The sequence below is a fragment of the Aeromonas sp. R7-2 genome (assembly GCF_040908105.1).
GTDB classification, from domain to species: domain Bacteria; phylum Pseudomonadota; class Gammaproteobacteria; order Enterobacterales; family Aeromonadaceae; genus Aeromonas; species Aeromonas caviae.
The window spans coordinates 311,682-331,150 of record NZ_JBFODC010000035.1; the positions used below are offsets into that span (position 1 = coordinate 311,682).

General features: G+C 63.4%; 16 protein-coding genes. 5 read left to right on the plus strand and 11 right to left on the minus strand.

Going from position 1 to position 19,469, the window contains the following annotated elements:
* Positions 1–112 precede the first annotated feature (112 nt).
* Positions 113–2,143, minus strand: a complete 2,031-nt coding sequence (locus AB5Y47_RS15070) for a M13 family metallopeptidase (protein WP_324036870.1) — start codon at positions 2,141–2,143, stop codon at positions 113–115.
* 129 nt (positions 2,144–2,272) lie between these two features.
* Between AB5Y47_RS15070 and tilS the strand changes: the two genes are divergently transcribed.
* Complete coding sequence (gene tilS / locus AB5Y47_RS15075) at positions 2,273–3,607, plus strand: tRNA lysidine(34) synthetase TilS (protein ID WP_368220352.1); 1,335 nt, start codon at positions 2,273–2,275, stop codon at positions 3,605–3,607.
* Between the two features lie 42 nt (positions 3,608–3,649).
* On the opposite strand, the gene AB5Y47_RS15080 is transcribed toward tilS, so the two are convergent.
* Positions 3,650–4,576 (minus strand): GGDEF domain-containing protein, encoded by a 927-nt coding sequence (locus tag AB5Y47_RS15080; protein WP_039039444.1) that lies wholly within the window; start codon positions 4,574–4,576, stop codon positions 3,650–3,652.
* Between the two features lie 193 nt (positions 4,577–4,769).
* Here AB5Y47_RS15080 and AB5Y47_RS15085 point away from each other — a divergent pair, with 193 nt between their 5' ends.
* Entirely contained in the window at positions 4,770–6,722 is a 1,953-nt protein-coding gene (locus tag AB5Y47_RS15085) for a cation:proton antiporter (protein WP_368220354.1), read from the plus strand.
* A 27-nt stretch (positions 6,723–6,749) separates the two neighbouring features.
* On the opposite strand, the gene AB5Y47_RS15090 is transcribed toward AB5Y47_RS15085, so the two are convergent.
* The 4 genes from AB5Y47_RS15090 to AB5Y47_RS15105 all read right to left on the minus strand — a co-directional run bounded on the left by AB5Y47_RS15090 (position 6,750) and on the right by AB5Y47_RS15105 (position 10,343).
* Positions 6,750–7,910, minus strand: a complete 1,161-nt coding sequence (locus AB5Y47_RS15090; protein WP_042864253.1) for a patatin-like phospholipase family protein — start codon at positions 7,908–7,910, stop codon at positions 6,750–6,752.
* 117 nt (positions 7,911–8,027) lie between these two features.
* On the minus strand, positions 8,028–8,885 hold the full coding sequence (locus AB5Y47_RS15095; protein ID WP_069785620.1) for an alpha/beta hydrolase: 858 nt from the start codon (positions 8,883–8,885) through the stop codon (positions 8,028–8,030).
* A 72-nt stretch (positions 8,886–8,957) separates the two neighbouring features.
* Positions 8,958–9,539, minus strand: a complete 582-nt coding sequence (locus tag AB5Y47_RS15100) for a TetR/AcrR family transcriptional regulator (protein WP_201888666.1) — start codon at positions 9,537–9,539, stop codon at positions 8,958–8,960.
* Between the two features lie 159 nt (positions 9,540–9,698).
* Entirely contained in the window at positions 9,699–10,343 is a 645-nt protein-coding gene (locus tag AB5Y47_RS15105) for a response regulator transcription factor (RefSeq protein ID WP_045523565.1), read from the minus strand.
* A 158-nt stretch (positions 10,344–10,501) separates the two neighbouring features.
* Here AB5Y47_RS15105 and AB5Y47_RS15110 point away from each other — a divergent pair, with 158 nt between their 5' ends.
* Positions 10,502–11,128 (plus strand): glutathione S-transferase, encoded by a 627-nt coding sequence (locus AB5Y47_RS15110; RefSeq protein WP_151028455.1) that lies wholly within the window; start codon positions 10,502–10,504, stop codon positions 11,126–11,128.
* Positions 11,129–11,190: 62 nt separating this feature from the next.
* On the opposite strand, the gene AB5Y47_RS15115 is transcribed toward AB5Y47_RS15110, so the two are convergent.
* The 5 genes from AB5Y47_RS15115 to AB5Y47_RS15135 all read right to left on the minus strand — a co-directional run bounded on the left by AB5Y47_RS15115 (position 11,191) and on the right by AB5Y47_RS15135 (position 16,717).
* Positions 11,191–13,314 (minus strand): alpha-amylase, encoded by a 2,124-nt coding sequence (locus AB5Y47_RS15115; protein ID WP_128296889.1) that lies wholly within the window; start codon positions 13,312–13,314, stop codon positions 11,191–11,193.
* Positions 13,315–13,521: 207 nt separating this feature from the next.
* Positions 13,522–14,688 carry a hypothetical protein gene (locus tag AB5Y47_RS15120; protein WP_202042148.1) on the minus strand — a complete coding sequence of 389 codons (1,167 nt, stop codon included), beginning with the start codon at positions 14,686–14,688 and terminating at the stop codon, positions 13,522–13,524.
* On the minus strand, positions 14,688–15,059 hold the full coding sequence (locus AB5Y47_RS15125; protein ID WP_010673439.1) for a GtrA family protein: 372 nt from the start codon (positions 15,057–15,059) through the stop codon (positions 14,688–14,690). Before AB5Y47_RS15125 ends, AB5Y47_RS15120 begins: the two co-directional genes overlap by 1 nt.
* Entirely contained in the window at positions 15,056–16,114 is a 1,059-nt protein-coding gene (locus AB5Y47_RS15130; protein WP_045523559.1) for a glycosyltransferase family 2 protein, read from the minus strand. Before AB5Y47_RS15130 ends, AB5Y47_RS15125 begins: the two co-directional genes overlap by 4 nt.
* 57 nt (positions 16,115–16,171) lie before the next feature.
* The gene (locus tag AB5Y47_RS15135; RefSeq protein WP_010673441.1) at positions 16,172–16,717 is read right to left on the minus strand and encodes a hypothetical protein; all 546 of its coding nucleotides are present in this window, start codon (positions 16,715–16,717) and stop codon (positions 16,172–16,174) included.
* A gap of 309 nt (positions 16,718–17,026) precedes the next feature.
* Between AB5Y47_RS15135 and AB5Y47_RS15140 the strand changes: the two genes are divergently transcribed.
* Both AB5Y47_RS15140 and AB5Y47_RS15145 read left to right on the plus strand, forming a co-directional pair.
* Complete coding sequence (locus AB5Y47_RS15140; RefSeq protein WP_069651724.1) at positions 17,027–17,794, plus strand: ABC transporter substrate-binding protein; 768 nt, start codon at positions 17,027–17,029, stop codon at positions 17,792–17,794.
* Positions 17,795–17,885: 91 nt separating this feature from the next.
* Complete coding sequence (locus tag AB5Y47_RS15145; protein ID WP_045523555.1) at positions 17,886–19,367, plus strand: murein L,D-transpeptidase; 1,482 nt, start codon at positions 17,886–17,888, stop codon at positions 19,365–19,367.
* Positions 19,368–19,469: the final 102 nt, after the last annotated feature.

Here is a 19,469-nt window from a genome sequence, read left to right on the forward strand (position 1 = left end):
GGAGAGGACCCTTGTTGCTGCTTGTGTGTCTGTGACGGGCAGGGGACGCTTCCCTGCCACGTCGGAAGCGGGCAGGGGGCCGCTGGTCGGCCGCCCCCTGCCCGGGTTGTCATCACCATATCTTGACCCGTTTGGCCGGGTCCAGATAGAGCTTGTCGTCGGGCTGGATCTTGAATGCCTCGTAGAAGGCGGGGATGTTCGGTACCACGCCGTTGACCCGGTATTCCGGCGGCGAGTGGGGATCCGAGGCGAGCAGCATCTGCATCAGCTCGGGGCGATACATGCCCTTCCACACTTGGGCCCAGCCGAGGAAGAAGCGCTGCTCGCCGGTAAAACCGTCCAGCACCGGGGCCTCCTTGCCATCCAGGGAGAGCAGGTAGGCCTTGTGGGCGATGGTGAGGCCGCCGAGATCGCCGATGTTCTCCCCCAGGGTAAACTGGCCGTTGACGTACTGGCCCTTGATGGGCTCGAAGCGGTTGTACTGGGCCACCAGCCGGCTGGTGCGGAAGCGAAACTCCTTGAGATCCGCCGGCGTCCACCAGTCGCGCATCACGCCGTCACCGTCGGATTTGGCCCCCTGATCATCAAAACCGTGGCCCATCTCGTGGCCGATCACCCCGCCGATGGCGCCGTAGTTGACTGCATCGTCCGCCGTCATGTCGAAGAAGGGGGGCTGCAAAATGGCGGCCGGGAAGACGATCTCGTTGTTGCTCGGGTTGTAGTAGGCGTTCACAGTCTGGGGCGACATGTGCCACTCGTCCCGATCGACCGGCTTGCCGAGGCGCGCCAGGTTGTCGGCGTATTCGAAGGCGCGGGCCCGCTGCAGGTTGCCCACCAGATCGTCGGGGCGAATGGTGATGGCGCTGTAGTCCTTCCACTTGTCCGGGTAGCCGATCTTGGGTCTGAACTTGGCGAGCTTCTCGAGGGCCTGGGTCTTGGTGGCCGGGGACATCCAGTCCAGCTCCTGGATGCTCTGGCCGTAGGCGGTGCGCAGGTTCTCCACCAGCTGCTCCATACGGGCCTTGGCCGCTGGCGGGAAGTAGCGCTCGACATAGAGCTTGCCCACCGCCTCCCCAAGATTGTTGTCCAGCACCCCGAGGGCCCGCTCCCAGGGGGCGCGCTGCTTGGGCGTGCCGCTAAGAGCGGTGCCGAAGAAGGCAAAATTCTGGGCATCGGTCTGGCTGTCGAGGTAGGGGGCGTAATCGGTGATGAGCTGCCACTTGAGGTAGGCCTGCCAGTCAGCGACCGGGGTCTGCTGCATCACCTCGTTCAGGGCCGAGAGATAGGTGGGCTGGCCGATGACCAGGCTCTGCTGCCCCGCAAGGCCGGCCTGGGCCAGGTAGGCGTCCCAGTCGATGGCGGGGGCGAGGCGCCCCAGCTCGCTCACCGGTCCCTTGTTGTAGTTCTTCTCTCTGTCTCGCAGGGCCACGTTGTCCCACTGGATCTGGGCGAGCCTGGTCTCGAGGGCCAGGATGCGTTTCGCTTTGGCCTGGGCATCCGTCTCACCGAAGCGGGTCAGCATGGCGGCGATGTGCTGCTCGTACTTGTGCAGCAGCGCCTGGCTGCTGGGGTCGCGCTTGAGGTAGTAGTCCCGATCCGGCAGGCCGAGGCCGGCCTGGTAGAGGTAGACGGCATAGCTGTCAGGGGCCTTGGCGTCGGCGTCAATCCAGAAACTGAAGGGGGAGCCGCCCCCGGTGCGGGCGCTCTGGGCGAAGGCGCGGGCGAGATCCTGCGGCGTGCTGATCTGCTCTATCTCGCTCAGCATCGGCAGCAGGGGCGTGGTGCCCTTGGCGTTGCGGGCGGCCTGATCCAGATAGCTCTGGTAGAGGTCGTGGATCTGCTGGGCAGGGGTGCCGGTGGCGGCCTTGCCATCCAGTCCCTCTACCAGCACCCGCACGTCCGCCAGGGATTTGTCCCGCAGCAGGTAGAAGGCACCGTCGGCGGGCCTGTCATCGGGGATCTTGGCCGTGGCGAGCCAGTGGCCGTTCACGTAGCGGAAGAAGTCGTCACCAGGCTTGACGCTGGTGTCCATGTTGGCCAGCGCAAGGCCGGAGTGTTTGTCCGGTTGGTTCGGTGCCTGACTGCAACCGGCCAGCAGGGCCAGCCCGACGAGGGTGGCCAGGATGTGTTTCTTGTTGTTCATTATGGTTTTATTCCAATTCGGGTTATATGGCTTCCTTGCCCACGCAGGGAGCGATTCACTCTAGCAGCCGGGTTAGCGCTTGATAAGCCCGACTCTGCTAAGATCGGCCTGGTCGTATTGGGGAAGCCTATGATTTCTCGTATTTATTCTCGTTTTTGTCAGACCCTGCCCGCGCCGGAAGGTTCCTGCGGTCTGCTGGTGGCTTTCAGCGGCGGGCTCGACTCCACCGTCTTGCTGGTGCTGGCGGCCCGTTTTGCCCGCGCCCACGGCCTCGCCCTGAACGCCCTGCACGTTCATCACGGCCTGAGCCCACATGCCGACGACTGGGTGGCTCACTGCGAAGGGGTGTGCCGGCAACTGGCGGTGCCCCTCATCGTGGAGCGGGTGCAGCTCTGTCGAGGCAACGGGGAGAGCCTGGAGGCCCAGGCGCGGGCGGCGCGTTATGAGCGACTCGCCGCCCACCTGGGGGAGGGGGAGTGGCTGCTCACCGCTCACCATCAGGACGATCAGCTGGAGACCCTGCTGCTGGCGCTCAAGCGGGGTGCCGGTCTGCGCGGGCTGGCGGGCATGGTGGCGAGCCAGCCTTTTGCCGCAGGCCATCTGTTGCGCCCCTTGCTCGACATGAGCCGGGCCGAGCTGGCGGAAGCCGCGCAGTCACTTCCTTATGGCTGGGTTGAGGATGAGAGCAACGAGGACCCGAGCTATGACCGCAACTTCCTGCGCCAGCAGATCATCCCCCTGCTCAAGGACCGCTGGCCCGCCATGGCCCGGACGACGGCGCGCACCATGGCCCTGTGCGCCGAGCAGGAGGCGCTCATCAGCGAGCTGGCCGAGGCGGACTGGCAGGCGGTGGGTGAGGGAGAAGGGCTGCGCATTGACGGACTCCTCTCCCTCTCCCCCGTGCGGCGCAACAACCTGCTGCGCCACTGGATCCGCCGCCAGGGGGGAGAGATGCCCTCCCGCGAGCTGCTGGGCCTGCTGTGGCAGGAGGTGGCGCTGGCGCGCGATGACGCCAACCCCAGGCTGAGCCTGCAAGGGTTGGCGTGCCGCCGCTATCAGGGGCGCCTGTACCTGGTGGCGCCGGATCTCGCCCCCCGCGAGGAGGTGCTGCCCATCCGGATGGAAGAGACGCTCACCCTGCCGGACGGGCTCGGGCAGTTCAGGCTCTGGAGAACGGATGGCGAAGGGTTGCGGACACCGAGGGGGGACGAGCCGCTCTCGGTGCGTTTTCAGGTCGCCCCCGGCGTCATGCTGAAACCGGTGGGGCGGGTGGGCAGCCGGCGGCTCAAGAAGCTGCTGCAAGAGTACGGGGTGCCCTCCTGGCAGCGGGGGCGCATTCCCATCCTCTACTACGGTGAACAGGTGGCACTGGTGGCCGGGCTCTTTGTCTGCGACGGATTTCTGGCGCCAGAAGAGGGGGTGGCGTGGGAGTGGCGGCCCCCCGTCACCCCGGATGCGGATTGACATCGCAGAGTGACAGGGGGCCGGGAGGGGAAGGGTGATGCCCTATTCGGGCAGGCCGGAGCCCCCGGCTTTCTTGCGGGCGTAAAGATGAGTATCGGCCGTCTCGTAGAGGCGCTGCACATCCATGCCCGACTGCCAGCTGGCGGCTCCCAGGCTGCACCCCACCGAGAAGGCGCTGAGCTCCTTGTGGCTGTGGAGCACATGTTGCAACCGCAGCCAGACCGGGCGCCAGGCCTCAGGGTCCGCGGGTTGCAGCAGCAGGGCAAACTCGTCACCGCCGAGGCGAAACGCCTGATCCGTCCCGCGAATGCACCCCTGCAGCAACTGGGCGAAGCGGCTTAGCACCAGGTCGCCCACCGGGTGGCCCCAGGTGTCATTGACCTGCTTGAATCTGTCGAGATCCAGCAGCACCAGCACTAGGCCGTGGGGTTCCCGGCTGTGTTGCTCCACCGCCCGGCCAATGGCCTCGTCGAAGTAGGCGCGATTGCCAAGCCCGGTCAGGTGGTCGAGCCGCACCTGCTGCTCCAGCCGATCCAGCCGCAGATAGAGGGGCAGGGGGAGGCTGAACAGCTGATGATATTGCTCAAGCAACCGCCTCTGGCCGTCGCTCAGAGGGTGCTCCAGCTCGTAGTGCAACTGGCCGAGCAACTGCTCGTGTCGTCCCCGCAGCTCGAAGCGATAGGCATGCAGGGTCAGCCTGGCCTGGGGCGGGTGCGAGATGAGGGGGTGGGGCTGGCCACAGTCGAACTGGAGCGAGTGGATCCGGACAATGTTTGCCACCCGCTCGGCAAAGATTGCCAGCAGGGCGTCAAGATCCCGTTGCCCCAGCAACTGCTCTATCTGCTGATAGCGGTCCTGCCCGGTCAACGGCGCAAGCCGCTCCATCTGCTGTACCCACTGCTCTATGCCATGTCCGAAGCCGTTCAATGACGATGTGTTTTCCACGTTACAGCCCTTACACCTCTCCATTCATTGCGCAGGCTCTTGCAAGCCCTGTGCCTAAAATATGTCCGATGAAAAACAAGGGGGCTGGCTAGGCTTAACGGGATGAAACGGGAGGGGAAATCCCTGCCGCTGAGCGAGTGGCGTGCCATATGGGGAGCGGGCGCTGTGCTTGCTGTGTCAGGGAAGAGGGCGCCGGGCAGATGAAGGAGAGGGATGGGTGTACGCCGATGTGTTGATCCTGCTGATCTTCGCCGTTGTGCTGGTGGCCATTTTCCGGCGCCTCGGCCAGCCGGTGATCCTTGCCTATCTGTTTGCCGGCATGCTGCTCGGCCCCCATGGCGTGGCCATCGTCACGGGTCAGGCCATGATGCAGACCATAGGGGAGCTTGGCATCGTGTTCCTGATGTTCTCCCTCGGGCTCGAGTTCTCCCTGCCGCGTCTGCTCGCCATGCGCAAGCTGGTGCTGGGGGTCGGCAGCCTGCAGGTGCTGCTCACCTCACTGCTGTTTTTCGGGCTCGGCTGGTGGTGGGGGCTGAGCCTGGCCCAGGCGCTGGTGGTGTCAGGCACCCTGGCGCTCTCCTCCACCGCCGTGGTGATCAAGCAGCTCGGCGAGCTCAAGCAGCTCCATACCCGGCGAGCCCAGCTCGGGGTGAGCGTGCTGCTGTTCCAGGATCTTGCCGTGGTGCCCCTGCTGGTGATGATCCCCATCCTGGCCCAGCCCGAGGTGCAGGGCAGCGCCCTGCTGGCGGAGGTCGCCTGGGCCTCCCTCAAGGGGTTGTTTGCGCTCTCCGTGCTGCTGGCGGTGGGGAAGTGGCTGCTGCCCATGCTGTTTTTCGAGGTGGCGCGCGCACGTTCAGATGAACTCTTCGTACTGAGTGCCCTGCTGGTGGCATTGCTGGCGGCCTCCCTGACCCAGTGGATGGGGCTCTCCATGGCGCTCGGTGCCTTTCTGGCGGGCATGATGCTGGGGGAGTCCCACTATCGTCATCAGCTCGAAGTGGACATCAAGCCGTTTCGCGACGTGTTGATGGGGCTCTTCTTCATTACCATCGGCATGACCATGGACTGGGCGCTGGTGGCGGGCGCCTGGTGGCAGGTGTTGGCCTGTGTGACGGGGCTCATCCTGTGCAAGTCGCTGATCATATTGCTGGCGGGCCGCCTGATGGGGGAGCGCAAGCGCGACGCCATGGCCGCCGGCATCATGTTGAGCCAGGTCGGGGAGTTCGGTTTTGTGCTGCTGGCGCTGGCGAGTCATCACGGCTTGCTGGATCACCAGTTGGTCTCTCTGCTCATCGGCATCGGTGTCATCTCCATCGCCCTCACCCCCTGGCTGGTGTTGCGGGCGCTGGGACTTGCCCACTCCCTCACCGACAGTGCCCTGCTCTCTCGCGCCGAGGTGGCCCAGTCGGGCCTGAGCAAACACCAGCACGTCATCATCGCCGGGTTCGGACGCACCGGCCAAACCTGTGCCCGCTTTCTCAAGCTCGAAGAGATCCCCTTCCTGGCCCTGGATCTCGATCCCGAGCGGGTGAGCGAGGCGAAGCTCGCGGGGGAGCAGGTGGCGTTCGGCGATGCCAGTCGGCGCGACATCCTGCTGGCGGCCGGTCTGCTGCGGGCGCGGCTGGTGATCATCACCTTCGACGATCGCAAGCGGGTCGATGCCATGCTGACGCTGATCCGGGAGCTGGCGGGGGAGATCAAGGTGCTGGTGCGTACCCGGGATGACAGCTTCCTTGAACACTACAAGCAGGCCGGCGCCTTCGAGGTGATCCCCGAATCCCAGGAGGGAGCCCTGATGCTGGTCTCCCACCTGCTGCTCAACTGCGACATTCCCATCGGCCGGGTGATCCGGCGCATGGAGCACGAGCGCAGCAGCCAGTATCGCTTTCTGCACGGTTTCTACTGGGGCGGCAAGAGTGCGGGCAATCTGGAGACGGATCAACTGCTCGAGCGGCTGCATCCCGTGCTGCTGCACGACCAGGCCTGGGCGGTGGGACACAGGGTACGGGATCTCGCCCTGGGAGAGGTGCGCATCAAGGCGATTCATCGCGGGGAGCGCAGCCTGGATCCCAGGCGCGAGCTGGTGCTGGCGGCGGGAGATACCCTGGTGCTCTTCGGCACGGCCGTGGCCATGGAACAGGCGGAGCAACGCCTGCTGGAGGGACGCTAGGATCTCCTTGCCATGGGATAAGGCCCCTCAGGCCTCTTCGCGAAACTGCTCCTGCCTCCCGCTGCCCGGCAGGTCGAGGAAGGCCTCGATGCGCTGGCGGTGATCCAGCGCGTCCTGGTATCCCAGCTTGATGAGCCGCTGGCAATAGCCGGGGTCAAACATCAGGAAGCTGGCCAGGCTGCTGCTCTCTTCGCCGTTGACCCCGAGCACTCGCAGCAGACGGCGCAGCTGGGTCGGCAACCGTGGGAGGTATTCGAGGGCGATGAGGTCGAGATCCTGGCTGGGGCGGATCACGCAGGTCTCCACCTGGCGCAGTTTCAGTCGACTGCGCTCCCGTGCCGGAATAAGGGAAAGGGTCTGGTTGATGCGCCCGAGCCGCTCCAGATCCGAATTGAGGGTGTCGGAGAAGACGGTGTTGAGCAGATGGCTCGCGATGTTGGAGCTGGTCAGGTGCCCCTGGCGGGGAGTCGGGTTCTCCCTGTGAGGGGAGTCCAGGGTCACCAGCAGGATCCGCTCCGCCCCCAGGTGGATGGCGGGGCTGAGCGGGCTCAGCTGGTGGATGGAGCCATCCCCGTAGACGCGATCGCCGATGGGGGTGGCGGGAAAGACAAAGGGCAGCGCCGACGAGGCCAGCAGATGATCCGAGGTGAGCAGGGTACGCAGGCCACGTCGTCTGGCGCGCTCCCAGGGCTGATGTTCGGCCCGCCCCTGGAAGAAGGTGGTGGAGAGGCCGTCATCGTAGTCGGAGGCCGTGATGGCGATGGCCTCCAGGCTGCCGTAGAGAATGTTGTCATCGATGCGGTGATAGTCGATGAGCTGATCCAGCAGACGGCGCAGGGGGGCGTTGTCAAACAGGTGAAAGGCTCGGTTGCTCTGGGGGGTGATGAGGCCGGCCGAGCCCTGATAGAGGGTGCGCCACAGCAGTTGGCAAGGGTGGAAGTCGAAGATGTGGTGGGTCTCGAATCGTCGCCAGACCCACTCCAGCTTGCGCACCCCCAGATGGAAACAGGAGGCGTAGCACGCCAGCGCCGTGATGTTGAGAGCCCCCGCCGAGGTGCCGCACAAAATGGGGAAGGGGATGCCGATGTTGCGGGGGTAGAGTTCGGCCACCGCCTTGAGTGCGCCGACCTGATAGGCGGCGCGGGCACCACCACCAGTCAGCAGAAGAGCAGTATTGGGTCTGGCCATGAGGGTGCGCCTTATCGTGATCGCCAGGGCGGGTTGCCACCGCGCAATTCAACTATAAGACGTTGTATACCGGATAAAAATGGGCCGCACGCTCAATTTTTGCGGCCCGTTTCATTTTCAGTTTGCCAAGGGCGTCTGGCTCAGTTGATCGAAGGCGGCGAAGGCTGGAGGGCTTGCCAGAATACGGCCATGGCCGAGCCCCCGGGTGCTCACCAGCCGGGTGCGGCCATCCTGGGCCGCGCGCAGGGAGTCCCGGTGGGGGGCGAAGCGGTCTTCCTCATCGTGAACGATGAGGGCGGCGCCGCTGCGCCGGGCGAGCCGGCCAAGGGGGTCAACCGTGCTGAGCGGGTGCTGGTATTCGTGTTCTATCTCCTTGACCACCGCATCGAACAGCCGGATGGAGTAGCCGGAGCGCGCCACCATGCCGTAGAGCTGGGGCACGTAGTCGAGCACCGGGGAGATGAGCAGCAGCGGCAGCGTATCGATTGCCGGGTGACGGCTGCTGAGGGTGACGGCGCCCCCCATGCTGTGGGTGATGACGCCCTGGACGGGGCCGACCCGCTCGAGGATCTCGTCGAAAGCGCGCACGAAGCGGGGCAGGTGACCCCTGTTCCCTTCGCTCCGGCCGTGGGCGGGGTGATCGTAGGCGAGGGCCGTATAGCCCTGGGCGGCGATGTGGCTCATCAACGGATAGAACTGGCTGGCACTGCCTGACCAGCCGTGCATCAACAGCCAGACCGGTCCCTGCCCGAGCCGGTAGCTCATCAGGGTCCCTTCACTGGTGTGGATGGCCTGCTCGACCAGGCCAGCCGGGGCTGCGACGCCCCGGGTCGCCCGCTGCGGGGTGAGCAGCAGCTTGCTGGCGGTGCGCTTGGCGTGGGTGGGCGCGAGCACGTGATGCAGGCGGGTGCCGAGGCCCAGCAGCAACTTGCTTGGGCTGAAGCGGCGTGTGTTGAAGTAGATCTTGCTGCTCATGGTCATCCTGTGTCTTTTGTGTGCGAACGATCGTGCTTTTTTGCGAGTTTTTAAAAAGAAGAGCCCGTCGGGTCAGCGCCAGCTGGTCAGCAATTGTTCCACCTCGGGCCAGAAGTGGCGGGCCGGATCCTCGCTGAGCGCCAGGGCATGGAACACCTGATCCCCGAGATAGAGGCCATAGAGGCGATAGACGGCGCGCCAGGGATCGAGATCGCTGCGCCACTCCCCGCTGGCCTGCCCCTGCACTACCTGGCGTGCCAGGTAGTCGAGCCAGAAACGGACCAGCTCGCGTGCCGCCTGCTGGACCTCACCCTCCTGGGCGGAGGTCCAGGCATCGAGGAACATGCAGCGGCCGGCAAAACTCTGGTTCCAGGCCAGCCAGGCCTGCAACAGGGCGAGCAGTTTCTCCTGCTGGGTGGCGTACCCCTGTTGGCGCACCGGCTGGATCACCCGCTCCCGAAATACCTCGGCGGAATGGGTGAGCACGGCGATTTGGAGGTTGTCGCGGGACTGGAAGTGGGCGAACAGACCGCTTTTTGACATCTCGCAGGCCGTTGCGAGGGAGCCTATGGTGAGGCTCTCCAGCCCCTGCTGGCTCGCCTGCTCGAATGCAGTCTGCAAAATGGTGTCGCGGGTCAGACGTCCCTTGCTCATCCGGCTCTCCTTTCTCTGGGCTGGCAGCATAAAGTACGACCGTGCTAATTGTCGAGCCGCAAATGGTGCAGGGAGGCCGTTTCCGGCTGCCGCGGGGGGCCAGAGAGTCTTCTGGGAGGCGGGTGTGGCTGGCTTGTTACGAGCCAGCCGGGGACGAGCTCAGTCGTCCTTGATGCCCATTTGCTGCAGGGCGATGACCGCCTGGGTGCGGTTCTTGACCCCGAGTTTGCGGAAAATCGCGGTGATATGGGCCTTGATGGTCGCCTCGGAGACGTTGAGCTCCCAGGCGATCTGTTTGTTGAGGCTGCCATCCCGCAACATGATGAGCACCTTGTATTGCTGGGGGGTGAGGCTGGCCAGCTTGGTGGCGAAATCGGGCCCTTCGCTGGGCTCGGGATGGAGGGAGATGCCTTCCGGCACCCAGTTGTCCCCCCCGATCACCGTATTGAGGGCGCTGACCAGCTCTTTCATGGGGACGGACTTGGGAATGAAGCCGAGCGCGCCCAGGCGCAGCACCTGCTGGATGATGGCGGGATCCTCGGAGGCCGAGACCACGACGATGGGGAGATCCGGGTGATGTCCGCGCAGATAGGCCAGCCCCTCGAAGCCGTTGGCCCCCGGCATCTTGAGATCCAGCAGCAGCAGGTCGACGTCGGGATGTTCATCGAGCAGGTGGCTCAGGCTGTCGATGGAGTCAGCCTCCAGCAATCTGGCGTCGTCGATGGCCATGTGCACCGCTTGATAGAGGGCGCCCCGAAACAGGGGGTGGTCATCTGCGATGACGATGGTAAATTGGCTGTCCATAGCTCACATTGTTGCTAACCGATTGTTTTGAAAAATCAAACTAGCACTGCTACCCAAGTGGGTCAAACCCGCCAGTACGCAAATGTGAGGTGGTCATCGGATGTCGTGCCACGGGGCCGGCGGGATGGCCAGTAAACAACCCATGCAGGAGGCAATCGATGGGATCCCTGGTTTTGACGGTGGGCACGGGCTCCACCTGGGCAATGAGAACGGCGCTGGTGCTGGCCATGAGCGGGCTCAAGTGGCAGGAGCAGGTCTTCGATCTGGAAGATGCCAAGGAGCTGCAACGGCTCAAGCGCACGGCCCCTGCCGGCCTGGTGCCCTGGCTCGACGACGGTGAGCTGCGTATTCACGACTCTCTGGCCATCGCCGAATATCTCCACGAGTGCTGCCCGGAGCGTCACCTTTATCCGGTGGACAAGGCCGAACGGGCCCTGGCCCGCAGCCTGTGCGCCGAGCTGCACGCCGGTTTTCGCCAGATCCGCACCCTGCTGCCCTTCTTCCTGGGGGCGCCCACCCAGAGTGAACCGCCGGTGGAGGTCATCGACGAGCTGGCCCGGTTGCAGACCCTCTGGTCCCAGGCGCGGGGGCCCTTCTATTTCGACGAGGCGAGCATTCTGGATGCCTTCTATGCGGTGATGGCCTATCGACTGGCAAGCTATGGCATTTCGCTGCCCGGTCAGGCTGGCGCCTATCAGCAGGCCTTGCTGGCCTGGCCCCTGTGGCAGGAAACCCTGCTCAAGGCGAGGTTGCAGTGGCCAAAGGCGGCCCGCCAGTCTGATTGATGCGGGCGTCTGCAAGACAAAAAAGGGAGCCATCGGCTCCCCTTTTTATTCAGGCCAGGTCGCTATTTCTGCCGACCCGCGAAGACCACGACCACTTTGTCTTCTCCTTTCTCCCGCACGAAGCCGTAGGGGGCATCGGAAATCTTCTTGTGGCTGCCCGCCGCGATGGCAGGGTGGGCGGCACGGAACTGGCCGAGCCGTTGCCAGTGCTTGACCAGCTCCGCCTTCTCGCCACTCGCCAGCTCCTGCCAGTTCATGTCCGAGCGCACGCTCTGATCGAACACGCCCCCATCCTTGGCCAGCCCCCGGCCGGACTCGTCGCCATAGTAGATCTGGATGCCCCCCGGCAGCAGCATGAAGCTGTTGGCCACCCGCCGTTGCAGCGCCACGTCCTGGTAGTCGCCGAAGAAGAGCTTGGTGTCGTGGGAGCTGATGTAGCTCAGCACGTTGAACTCGGGATCCTGGTTGATGCGGCTGGCGTAGCTCGCATAGGTGGGTTCTGCCCCCGCCATGCACTGGGCCTGGGGCAGGGCGAATTCACGTTGGTAGTCGAAGTTGATCAGGGAATCGAAGCCGTGCTGGTACCAGAAGTCCTTGGCGACCCCGTGATCCCACACCTCGCCCACCATGTAGAAGGGAAGGTCATCGAGGGCCTTGCCCGGGTTGGCGGCCTTCCACTCCTTGAGCGCGTCGGTGCCCGCCTGCTTGAGCCTGGCCCAGACCGCGGGCTCCAGGTGCTTGACGGTGTCGGCACGGAAGCCGTCGATGCCGAAGCGGCGCACCCAGTCGGTGTGCCAGGCAATGAGGTAATCGCTCACGGTGGCGTTGGGCAGGGCCTTGGCCCTGGTGTCTTTTTTGGCAGCGAGCAGCGGTGGCAGCCCCACCGATCTGGTGGATTCGGTCAGGAAGTCCGGCAGTCCCGCCACCGAGCCGGTGACGTCGTCGGTGCCGGGTTGCGGGTAGCCGGGCAGGCCGGCCCGCACCCAGTCAGGGCCCCACCACTTGTCCCAGTGGGATGACTGGTAGTCGATGAACTGGTTGTAGCCATGCCAGTTGAGGCCGCCGCTCGGGCGCCATTCGTTCCAGCGACTCGGCAGCTTGCCGGTGTTCTGGGTGAGATCGGTGAGCCCCAGATCCTGCAAGTCGGCGAGGGTGGCGTAGCCTGCGTGGTTCATCACCACGTCGAGGATGATCCGCATGCCGCGCTTGTGGGCCTCGTCCACCAGGGTTTTCAGGCTCTCTTCGTCGCCGTAGTTGGGGTCGATTTTGGTGAAGTCGAGCGCCCAGTAGCCGTGGTAGGCGTAGAAGGGGAAGTTCCCCTGTTCGCCACCGCCGATGAAGCCGTGGACCTGTTCCACCATGGGGGTGATCCAGATGGCGTTGATGCCGAGTTGCTTGATGTAGTCGAGCTTCTCGGTCAGCCCCTTGAAGTCACCGCCATGCCAGGTGGCCACTTCGTCCTGACCATCCTTCTGACGACCGAAGCTGTGATCATTGGCGGGATCGCCGTTGTGGAAGCGGTCGGTCAGCAGAAAATAGACGCTCGCCTGATCCCAGCTGAAGGGAGCAGGCTTGGCGGCCTTGACCGGCTCGAGCAGCAGCAGGCCGCCGCTCTCCTTGCTCGGTGTCAGGGTGATCTTGCCGCCCTTGACCACGGCTTCCTGTCCCGAGTAGGCATCCCGCAACCGGGTGCCGTCGGGCCAGACGCCCTTGAGTGATGTCGTGACCGGGCCGCCATCCCAGCTGATGCAGGGCTCTTCCGGAGGCTGGCGTTTGAACTCGCTCTTTTTGGTTGCCCGCAACACCTTGAGGCTGGGGGTATCGGGGTTGAAGGTGAACTCGTAGTCCCCCGCCAGCATCACCCTCAGATTGAAGTCTGTCCCCTTGCTGCACTTGTCCATGGGCTGGGCGGTGCCGAAGGGAAGGGGCCTGGCCTCGGTTGGCCCGAAGCTGGTGCCGCAGCTGTTGCCCGCATCGCTGATGCGGATCTGGTGGCTCCCCTTGTCCAGTCTGTGGGTCAGAGTGACGGTGCCCTTGTCCAGCGTCAGCGCCTCGGCCACCGGTTTGCCATCCACATGGAGATAGACCTCGGGGGCGGCCATCGCCTGACCGATGAACAGCGGTGTGGCGAGCACGGCCAGCCACAGGGGTGATGGGCGAAGAGCGGGGCGCGAAGAGAGACGCATAAGCCATTCCTTGAGCAGAGTGTGAGGAGCAGGGTCCGTTGAGGCACTCATTCTAGGGTGCGCTGGGGCAGGCTTGGACCGGTAAAATACCGATTTGTGACGTCAGTTCAAATGGTTACGTTTTCAAGAATGGAAAAGTGTGAACCGGGTGTCGCGGCCATGAAAAAAGCCGGTCAGTTGACCGGCTTGTAGGCATTCGGGGTGGCGTCACACGGTGAAGAACTTGAAGTTGACGAAGGCCACCGCGATGAAGGAGGCAACCATGCCGCTGATGCAGAGCACCGCAGGGCGGATGGCAGGCCAGCGATGGGCCAGCAGCACGATGGCCAGCAGGGTCGGATAGAGGCCGAACATGTAGCGGGGCATGGCGTTGAGGCCGGTCATCAGGGGGATGGTGCAGCAGATGAACATCAGGGCCGCTTCGGCCCAGCGTTTCTGGCTGAACAGGTAGCCATTCAGGCACCAGCCGAAGATCACCATGATGGAGAGATAGGCCTTGCGCCCCCCCAGCTCGAAGCCGCTCAGCCACCAGTCCAGGGGGCTGTCCATATAGCGGCCCCAGGCCACCTGGATGTGCTTGAAGGCAAGGGCATCCCCGGTGAGGTGATAGAGATAGACCATGTAGGAGAAGAGGCCGAGGGGAATGAGCCATAGGGTGAACACCACCTTGAAGGCCCGCTCGGTGAAGCGGAAGAACTCGCGCCAGCCGTAGGCCTGCAGGGCCAGGATCAGCACCGGGAACACCATCATCACCCCCAGGTTGCGGGTGGCGGAGATGAAGATGCCGAGGAAGGCGACCATGAGCCACTGTTCGCGGTAGGCGAACAGGAACATTCCCAGCATCAAGGCCATGAACATGGGCTCGGTATAGCCGGAGACGAAATAGGCGGAGAAGGGGGAGAAGGCCAGCAGCCAGACCCCGAAGCGGGCGGTGTCGTCCCCCAGCTTGAGCTGGCGCAGCACCAGCAGCATCAGGGGCAGGCTGATGAAGAAGGCGATGTTGGCCACCAGCATCAGACCGATGAGGCTCTCCATGTCAAACAGGCTGGAGAGACCGCCGGCCAGCATGGGATAGAGGGGCATGAAGGCCCAGTTCGCCGCATTGCCCTTGCTCAGCCAGCGTGGATAGAGGTCGTAGCCATTCTCGATGATGCGCTGGAACCAGACGCAGTCGAACTGGCAGTAGGCTTGCAGCGGCCCGATGTCGGTGGCGCCATAGAGCTGGACGCCGAAATAGCCCATGCCATAGAGCGCCACCCGGCTCAGTACGAAGGCGGCGACGATCATCAGCCAGTCGCGGCCGCTGATGCGCAGTGACGGGCGATAGGGGAGTGCAGCCCCGGTTGACGGGGCGGTATTGGTCATATCATTCATCAGGCAAAAACCCAGATACGGGAGAGAACGTAGGTGAGCACGGTGACGGTCAGGGTAGCGATCACCACCGGCAACAGGCCGGAGAGACCGGCAAACAGCAAACCGCTCAGGATGAGATTACGCACCGCCAGAGAGAAGAGGGCAACCAGCAGGAACTTGCTGGCGGCACCTTGTTTCTGGAAGGTGATGTAGCGATGGCCGAAGAACGAGAACCAGAACGCCACGGCAAAGGCCAGGGTCGTGACCAGGTGCTCGGAGATGGCCGGCCAGGTATGAAACAGGGCGATGGAGGTACCCAGATCGACGAGGGTGGCCCCCCCGCCGACAAAACCGAAGCGAACCAGCCGCCAGAATTCCTCGCGGGAGATCATTGAGACGCCTGCTCCTGCTGATCATCAGCGGCTTTCGCGGCGGCCTTCTTGCCAGCGCCCTTCTTGCTGGTGGTGGGCACTTCCTGCTTCTGCTCTTCATCCTGCTTGGCGTACTGGCCGTAGACCCCTTCGATGAGGTAGACGGGGCGCTGTTTCACCTCGACGAACATGCGGCTGATGTACTCGCCGATGATGCCCAGCGACAGCAGCTGGATGCCGCCGAGGAACAGCATGACCGACATCAGGGAGGCGTAACCGGGCACGTCGATGCCGAAGAAGAGCACCTGGGTGATGATCTTGAGGATATAGAGGAAGGCGATGAAGGAGACACCGACCCCGATGTAGCTCCACACCCGCAGCGGCCAGCTGGAGAAGCTCATCAGGCCGTCAAGGGCGAAGTTCCACAGCTTCCAGTAGTTGAACTTGGTTTCGCCGGCGTGGCGGGCCGGGCGCTCGTAGGGAACGCCGACGGCGCGAAAACCGGCCCAGGCGAACAGCCCCTTCATGAAGCGGTTGCGCTCCGGCAACTGCTTGATGGCCTCGACCACCTTGCGATCGATGAGGCGGAAGTCACCGGCGTTCTCCGGCAGCTTGGTGCTGGTGGAGAGGGCGTTGAAGAAGCGGTAGAAGCCACCGGCGGTGAGGCGTTTCATCGGGGTATCGGCGCTGCGATCCACCCGGATGCCGTAGACGGTGTCATAGTCGCCGGTCTGCCACAGCTTGACGAACTCCAGAATGAGAGAGGGGGGATCCTGCAGGTCCACGTCCATGGGGACGATGGCGTCGCCCTTGGCCTGGTGCAGGCCGGCGGTCATGGCCGCTTCCTTGCCGAAGTTGCGGGCCAGGTTGACCAGGGTCACACGGGGATCCCGGGCGATGGCCTGCTCGACCACCTCACGGGTGCGGTCACGGCTGCCATCGTTGACGAACACGATTTCAAGCTGGTCTTTGAGCGGGGCCAGTTCGGTATCTATCGCGCTGATGAAGGCGTCTATGCTCTCTTCCTCGTTGTAAACGGGAACGACCAGAGAGAGTCGAAAATCGGCACGGGACATGGGAACTTCCTTATTGAAAGAATTATTTTACGGAACAGATGCTTGGGGCATTCCGCTTCACTGAGCCACGGTCAGTCGCACGGACTGGACGTTGAGCGGTGTCGGGGCGGAGAGCGCCAGGAAGTTGGGACGCTTGGGATCGGCGGTCAGGGAGTCGCCCGGCAGGCTGAGGCGGATCTCGTTGATGCCCGCCTTGGCCAGCTTGACCGTGGTGGTGAAATCATGACCCAGCGCCACCTTGAGCAGGGCGCCAGCCTGGGGGCTGTTGATCCTGGCCTGGATGGTGAGCTGCTCCGGCTGGGCCTGCTGCTTGGGCAGCACGAAATAGAGACCGCCCTGACCGCTCAGCTCGGTGCCTTGCTCGCTGGGCTTCTTGGCCCAGCCTTCGCTTGAGAGGAAGCGGCTCGGCTTGGTCAGGTTGAGTTCGTTGCCGGGCTGGTAGGTCATGCTGGAGTTGTGCTCCCAGAAACGGGTCTTGCCTTCCAGGTAATAGAGCTTGTAAGCCAGGCTCACGTTGGGGTGAGCGGCCAGATAGAGGGTATAAAGGTAGAAACCGCTCAGTGCCAGGATGGCAGCCAGAAAACCGAACTTTTTGTAGGTCATATTACTCACTCGACGCCCGACAGATTGATAGGCAGATTTCGCGCATATGCTAATCCAATTGCAAAAAAAGCATAGTGGATCACAAAAATATATTTGCTCATATATTAACCCTCCATCACCCTGCTTACCAAGGGGCTTTGGGGTCGTTTGCTTCCTCTTCTTGATTGTGGCTTTTTCGGCGCCAACCTGTCTGCCGCCACCTGGGGCGCATCAGGCAAACGGCTGATATTGTGCTTTGTTGTGGCAGGATCTGTCGCCATTTCACCCGGGCAGAATTAAGATGGCCTGTCCCGTCGTCAAGGATGACCCATGAGACTCTTCTCTCTGTGTGTGCTCTGCTGTCTGCCCCTCCAACCGTTGTGGGCGCAATCGTTCTGCTCCTCCCCCCTTCGCGTCGGTTTCGATGACTGGCCCCCATACCACTATTACCAGCAAGAGGGAGCACGTCGGGAACTGCGTGGATTTGCGGTCGACTACCTCAATGCCGTGTCGAATCGGCTGGGGTGTCGTCTGGTCTATGTGGAGCGTCCCTGGAAGCGGGGGTTGCACGATCTTGAGCGGGGTCGGCTGGACATCGTGATGGAGGCGTATTTTGCTGATGAGAGGGCGCGTTATGCCTGGTTCTCCATCCCCTACAACCCGGGCCGGACATCGCTCTGGGTACGCAAATCCGGTACCGGTGAGGAGTCGGATCTGGCGAGCTGGCTGGCCCACGGGCATCGCCTCGGTGTGACCAGGGACTACTATTACGGCCCGGAAATCACCAAGGTTCTGCAGCGATACCGCAACCAGGTGAGCGAGGTCAACGATGTGCAAAACTATCGCAAGCTGCTGCTTGGGCGGATAGACGGTTTTCTCGGGGATAGTCTGGCCACGCCCTGGGGTCTGAAGAGAGAGGGGCTGTCGGATGCGGTCGTCCCCCACACCATGGCGATCCATGAGACGCCCACCTTTTTCATGTTGAGCAAGAAGACCCTGTCCGGGGAATTCGTAGCGCGGTTCAACGAGGCGATAGTGGCCGTCGGCGACAGCGGGGAGCAGGAACTCATCTGGCGTCGTTACACCTCCGTCCGCTAGCAAAGTCGTCGGCATTCACGCATCATGGGGTCCTGACCGTCGCGCCTGACAGGCCGAAATGAACCGATTTGAGGCAAGCGTGGTAAGAAGCATGGGTAAGAAGTATTGGTTGGCATTGGCGAATCTCATCTGGCTGGGCTGCTGGCCAGCCAGCATGGTTCATGCCAGCACGGAACAGGCGGTAGTGGCCAGTCCCAGCATCCAGCATGACTGGTATCAGAACGAGGTGGCCGAGCAGGCTCGTCATGAGCTTGAACAGCAGTTGCAGGAAGCGGTGTTGGCCCAGCTGCATCCGGATTTCTACCGCCTCTGGCAGCAGTTGCAAAAGACCCCGGCGGATCGGCGCGGTGCCCTCTACGATGAGGCCTTTGGCAAGCTGGCCCGGTTCCAGCAGGCCTGGCGAGGGATGGATCTGGTCGCGCGCGAACAGATGCAGACCCTCAAGCTGGATCTGAACCGCCCCCTGGCCCATGCCCCCCAGGGAGACAATCTGCTGGAGCAGGTCAGGCAACTCAGGCCACAGGTGGCGGAATACGACGCCGTGCGCGAAGAAGTGCGCAAGCTGCTGGCCATGCCCATGGCCAAGCACTGGCCCACCCTCTCCATGCCGACCCTGCGGGCCGGGGAGAGCTCGACCGAGCTCGGCCAGATCCGCTCCATCCTGAACGAACTGGGGGACAGTGCCCCGACTCACCAGGACAGCCTCTACGATCCCGAGACCGAACAGGCCATCAAGCAGTTCCAGCGCCGCCACGGTCTGACCGCCGACGGCATCATCGGCCGTCAGACCCGCAGCTGGCTCAATACCGGCCCCGAGGTGCGCGCCAGCCTGCTGGTACGCAACCTGTGGCGCCGTGATCTGGTGGATCACCTTGCCGGTCGCTATGTGCTGGTCAACATTCCGGACTACCGCCTGAGCGTGGTGGAGTCGGGCAGCGAGGTCTTCACCAGTCGGGTCATCGTCGGCAAGGAGCAGCGGGCCACCCCCATCCTCGCCAGCGAGATCCGCTCCATCGTGCTGAACCCGGCCTGGCACGTGCCGCGCTCCATCCTGAGCAAGGACATTCTGCCCAAGCTCGGGCGCGATCCTGCCTACCTGGATCGCGAACAGTTCGAGGTGATCGACGGCGAGGGCAATCCGGTGCAGTTCAGCGAAGATGGCTGGCACCATGCGCTGGCCTCCGGTTTCCCTTACCGGTTGCGGCAAAAGCCGGGGGATCACAATGCCCTGGGTCGCTACAAGTTCTATCTGCCCAACAACGATGCCATCTATCTCCATTCCACCCCGCGCAAGGCGCTGTTCGAGCAGGGGGCCCGTGCCTTCAGCTCGGGTTGCATCCGGGTGGAACACGCCGACGATCTGGCGGAGCTGCTGCTGGCGGACTCCCGCTATCAGCCGGACAAGGTGGCCAGCATCCTGAAAGAGACCCAGACCAAGTGGCTGCCCCTGAGCAACCCTATCCCGGTGTTTACCGTCTACTGGAGCAGCTGGATTGATGAAGAGGGACGTCAGCAACTGCGCAACGATATCTACGGATTCGACAGAGTCAGCTATCAAAGCCGCTTGCTGTGATCCTCGCCACAGAGTGAAAAGCCCGGCCCGTGCCGGGCTTTTTCATGGGTGAATGGGGTTTGACAGCGCTTTTTCTGGCAGGTAGTTTCGGCCCTTGTATCA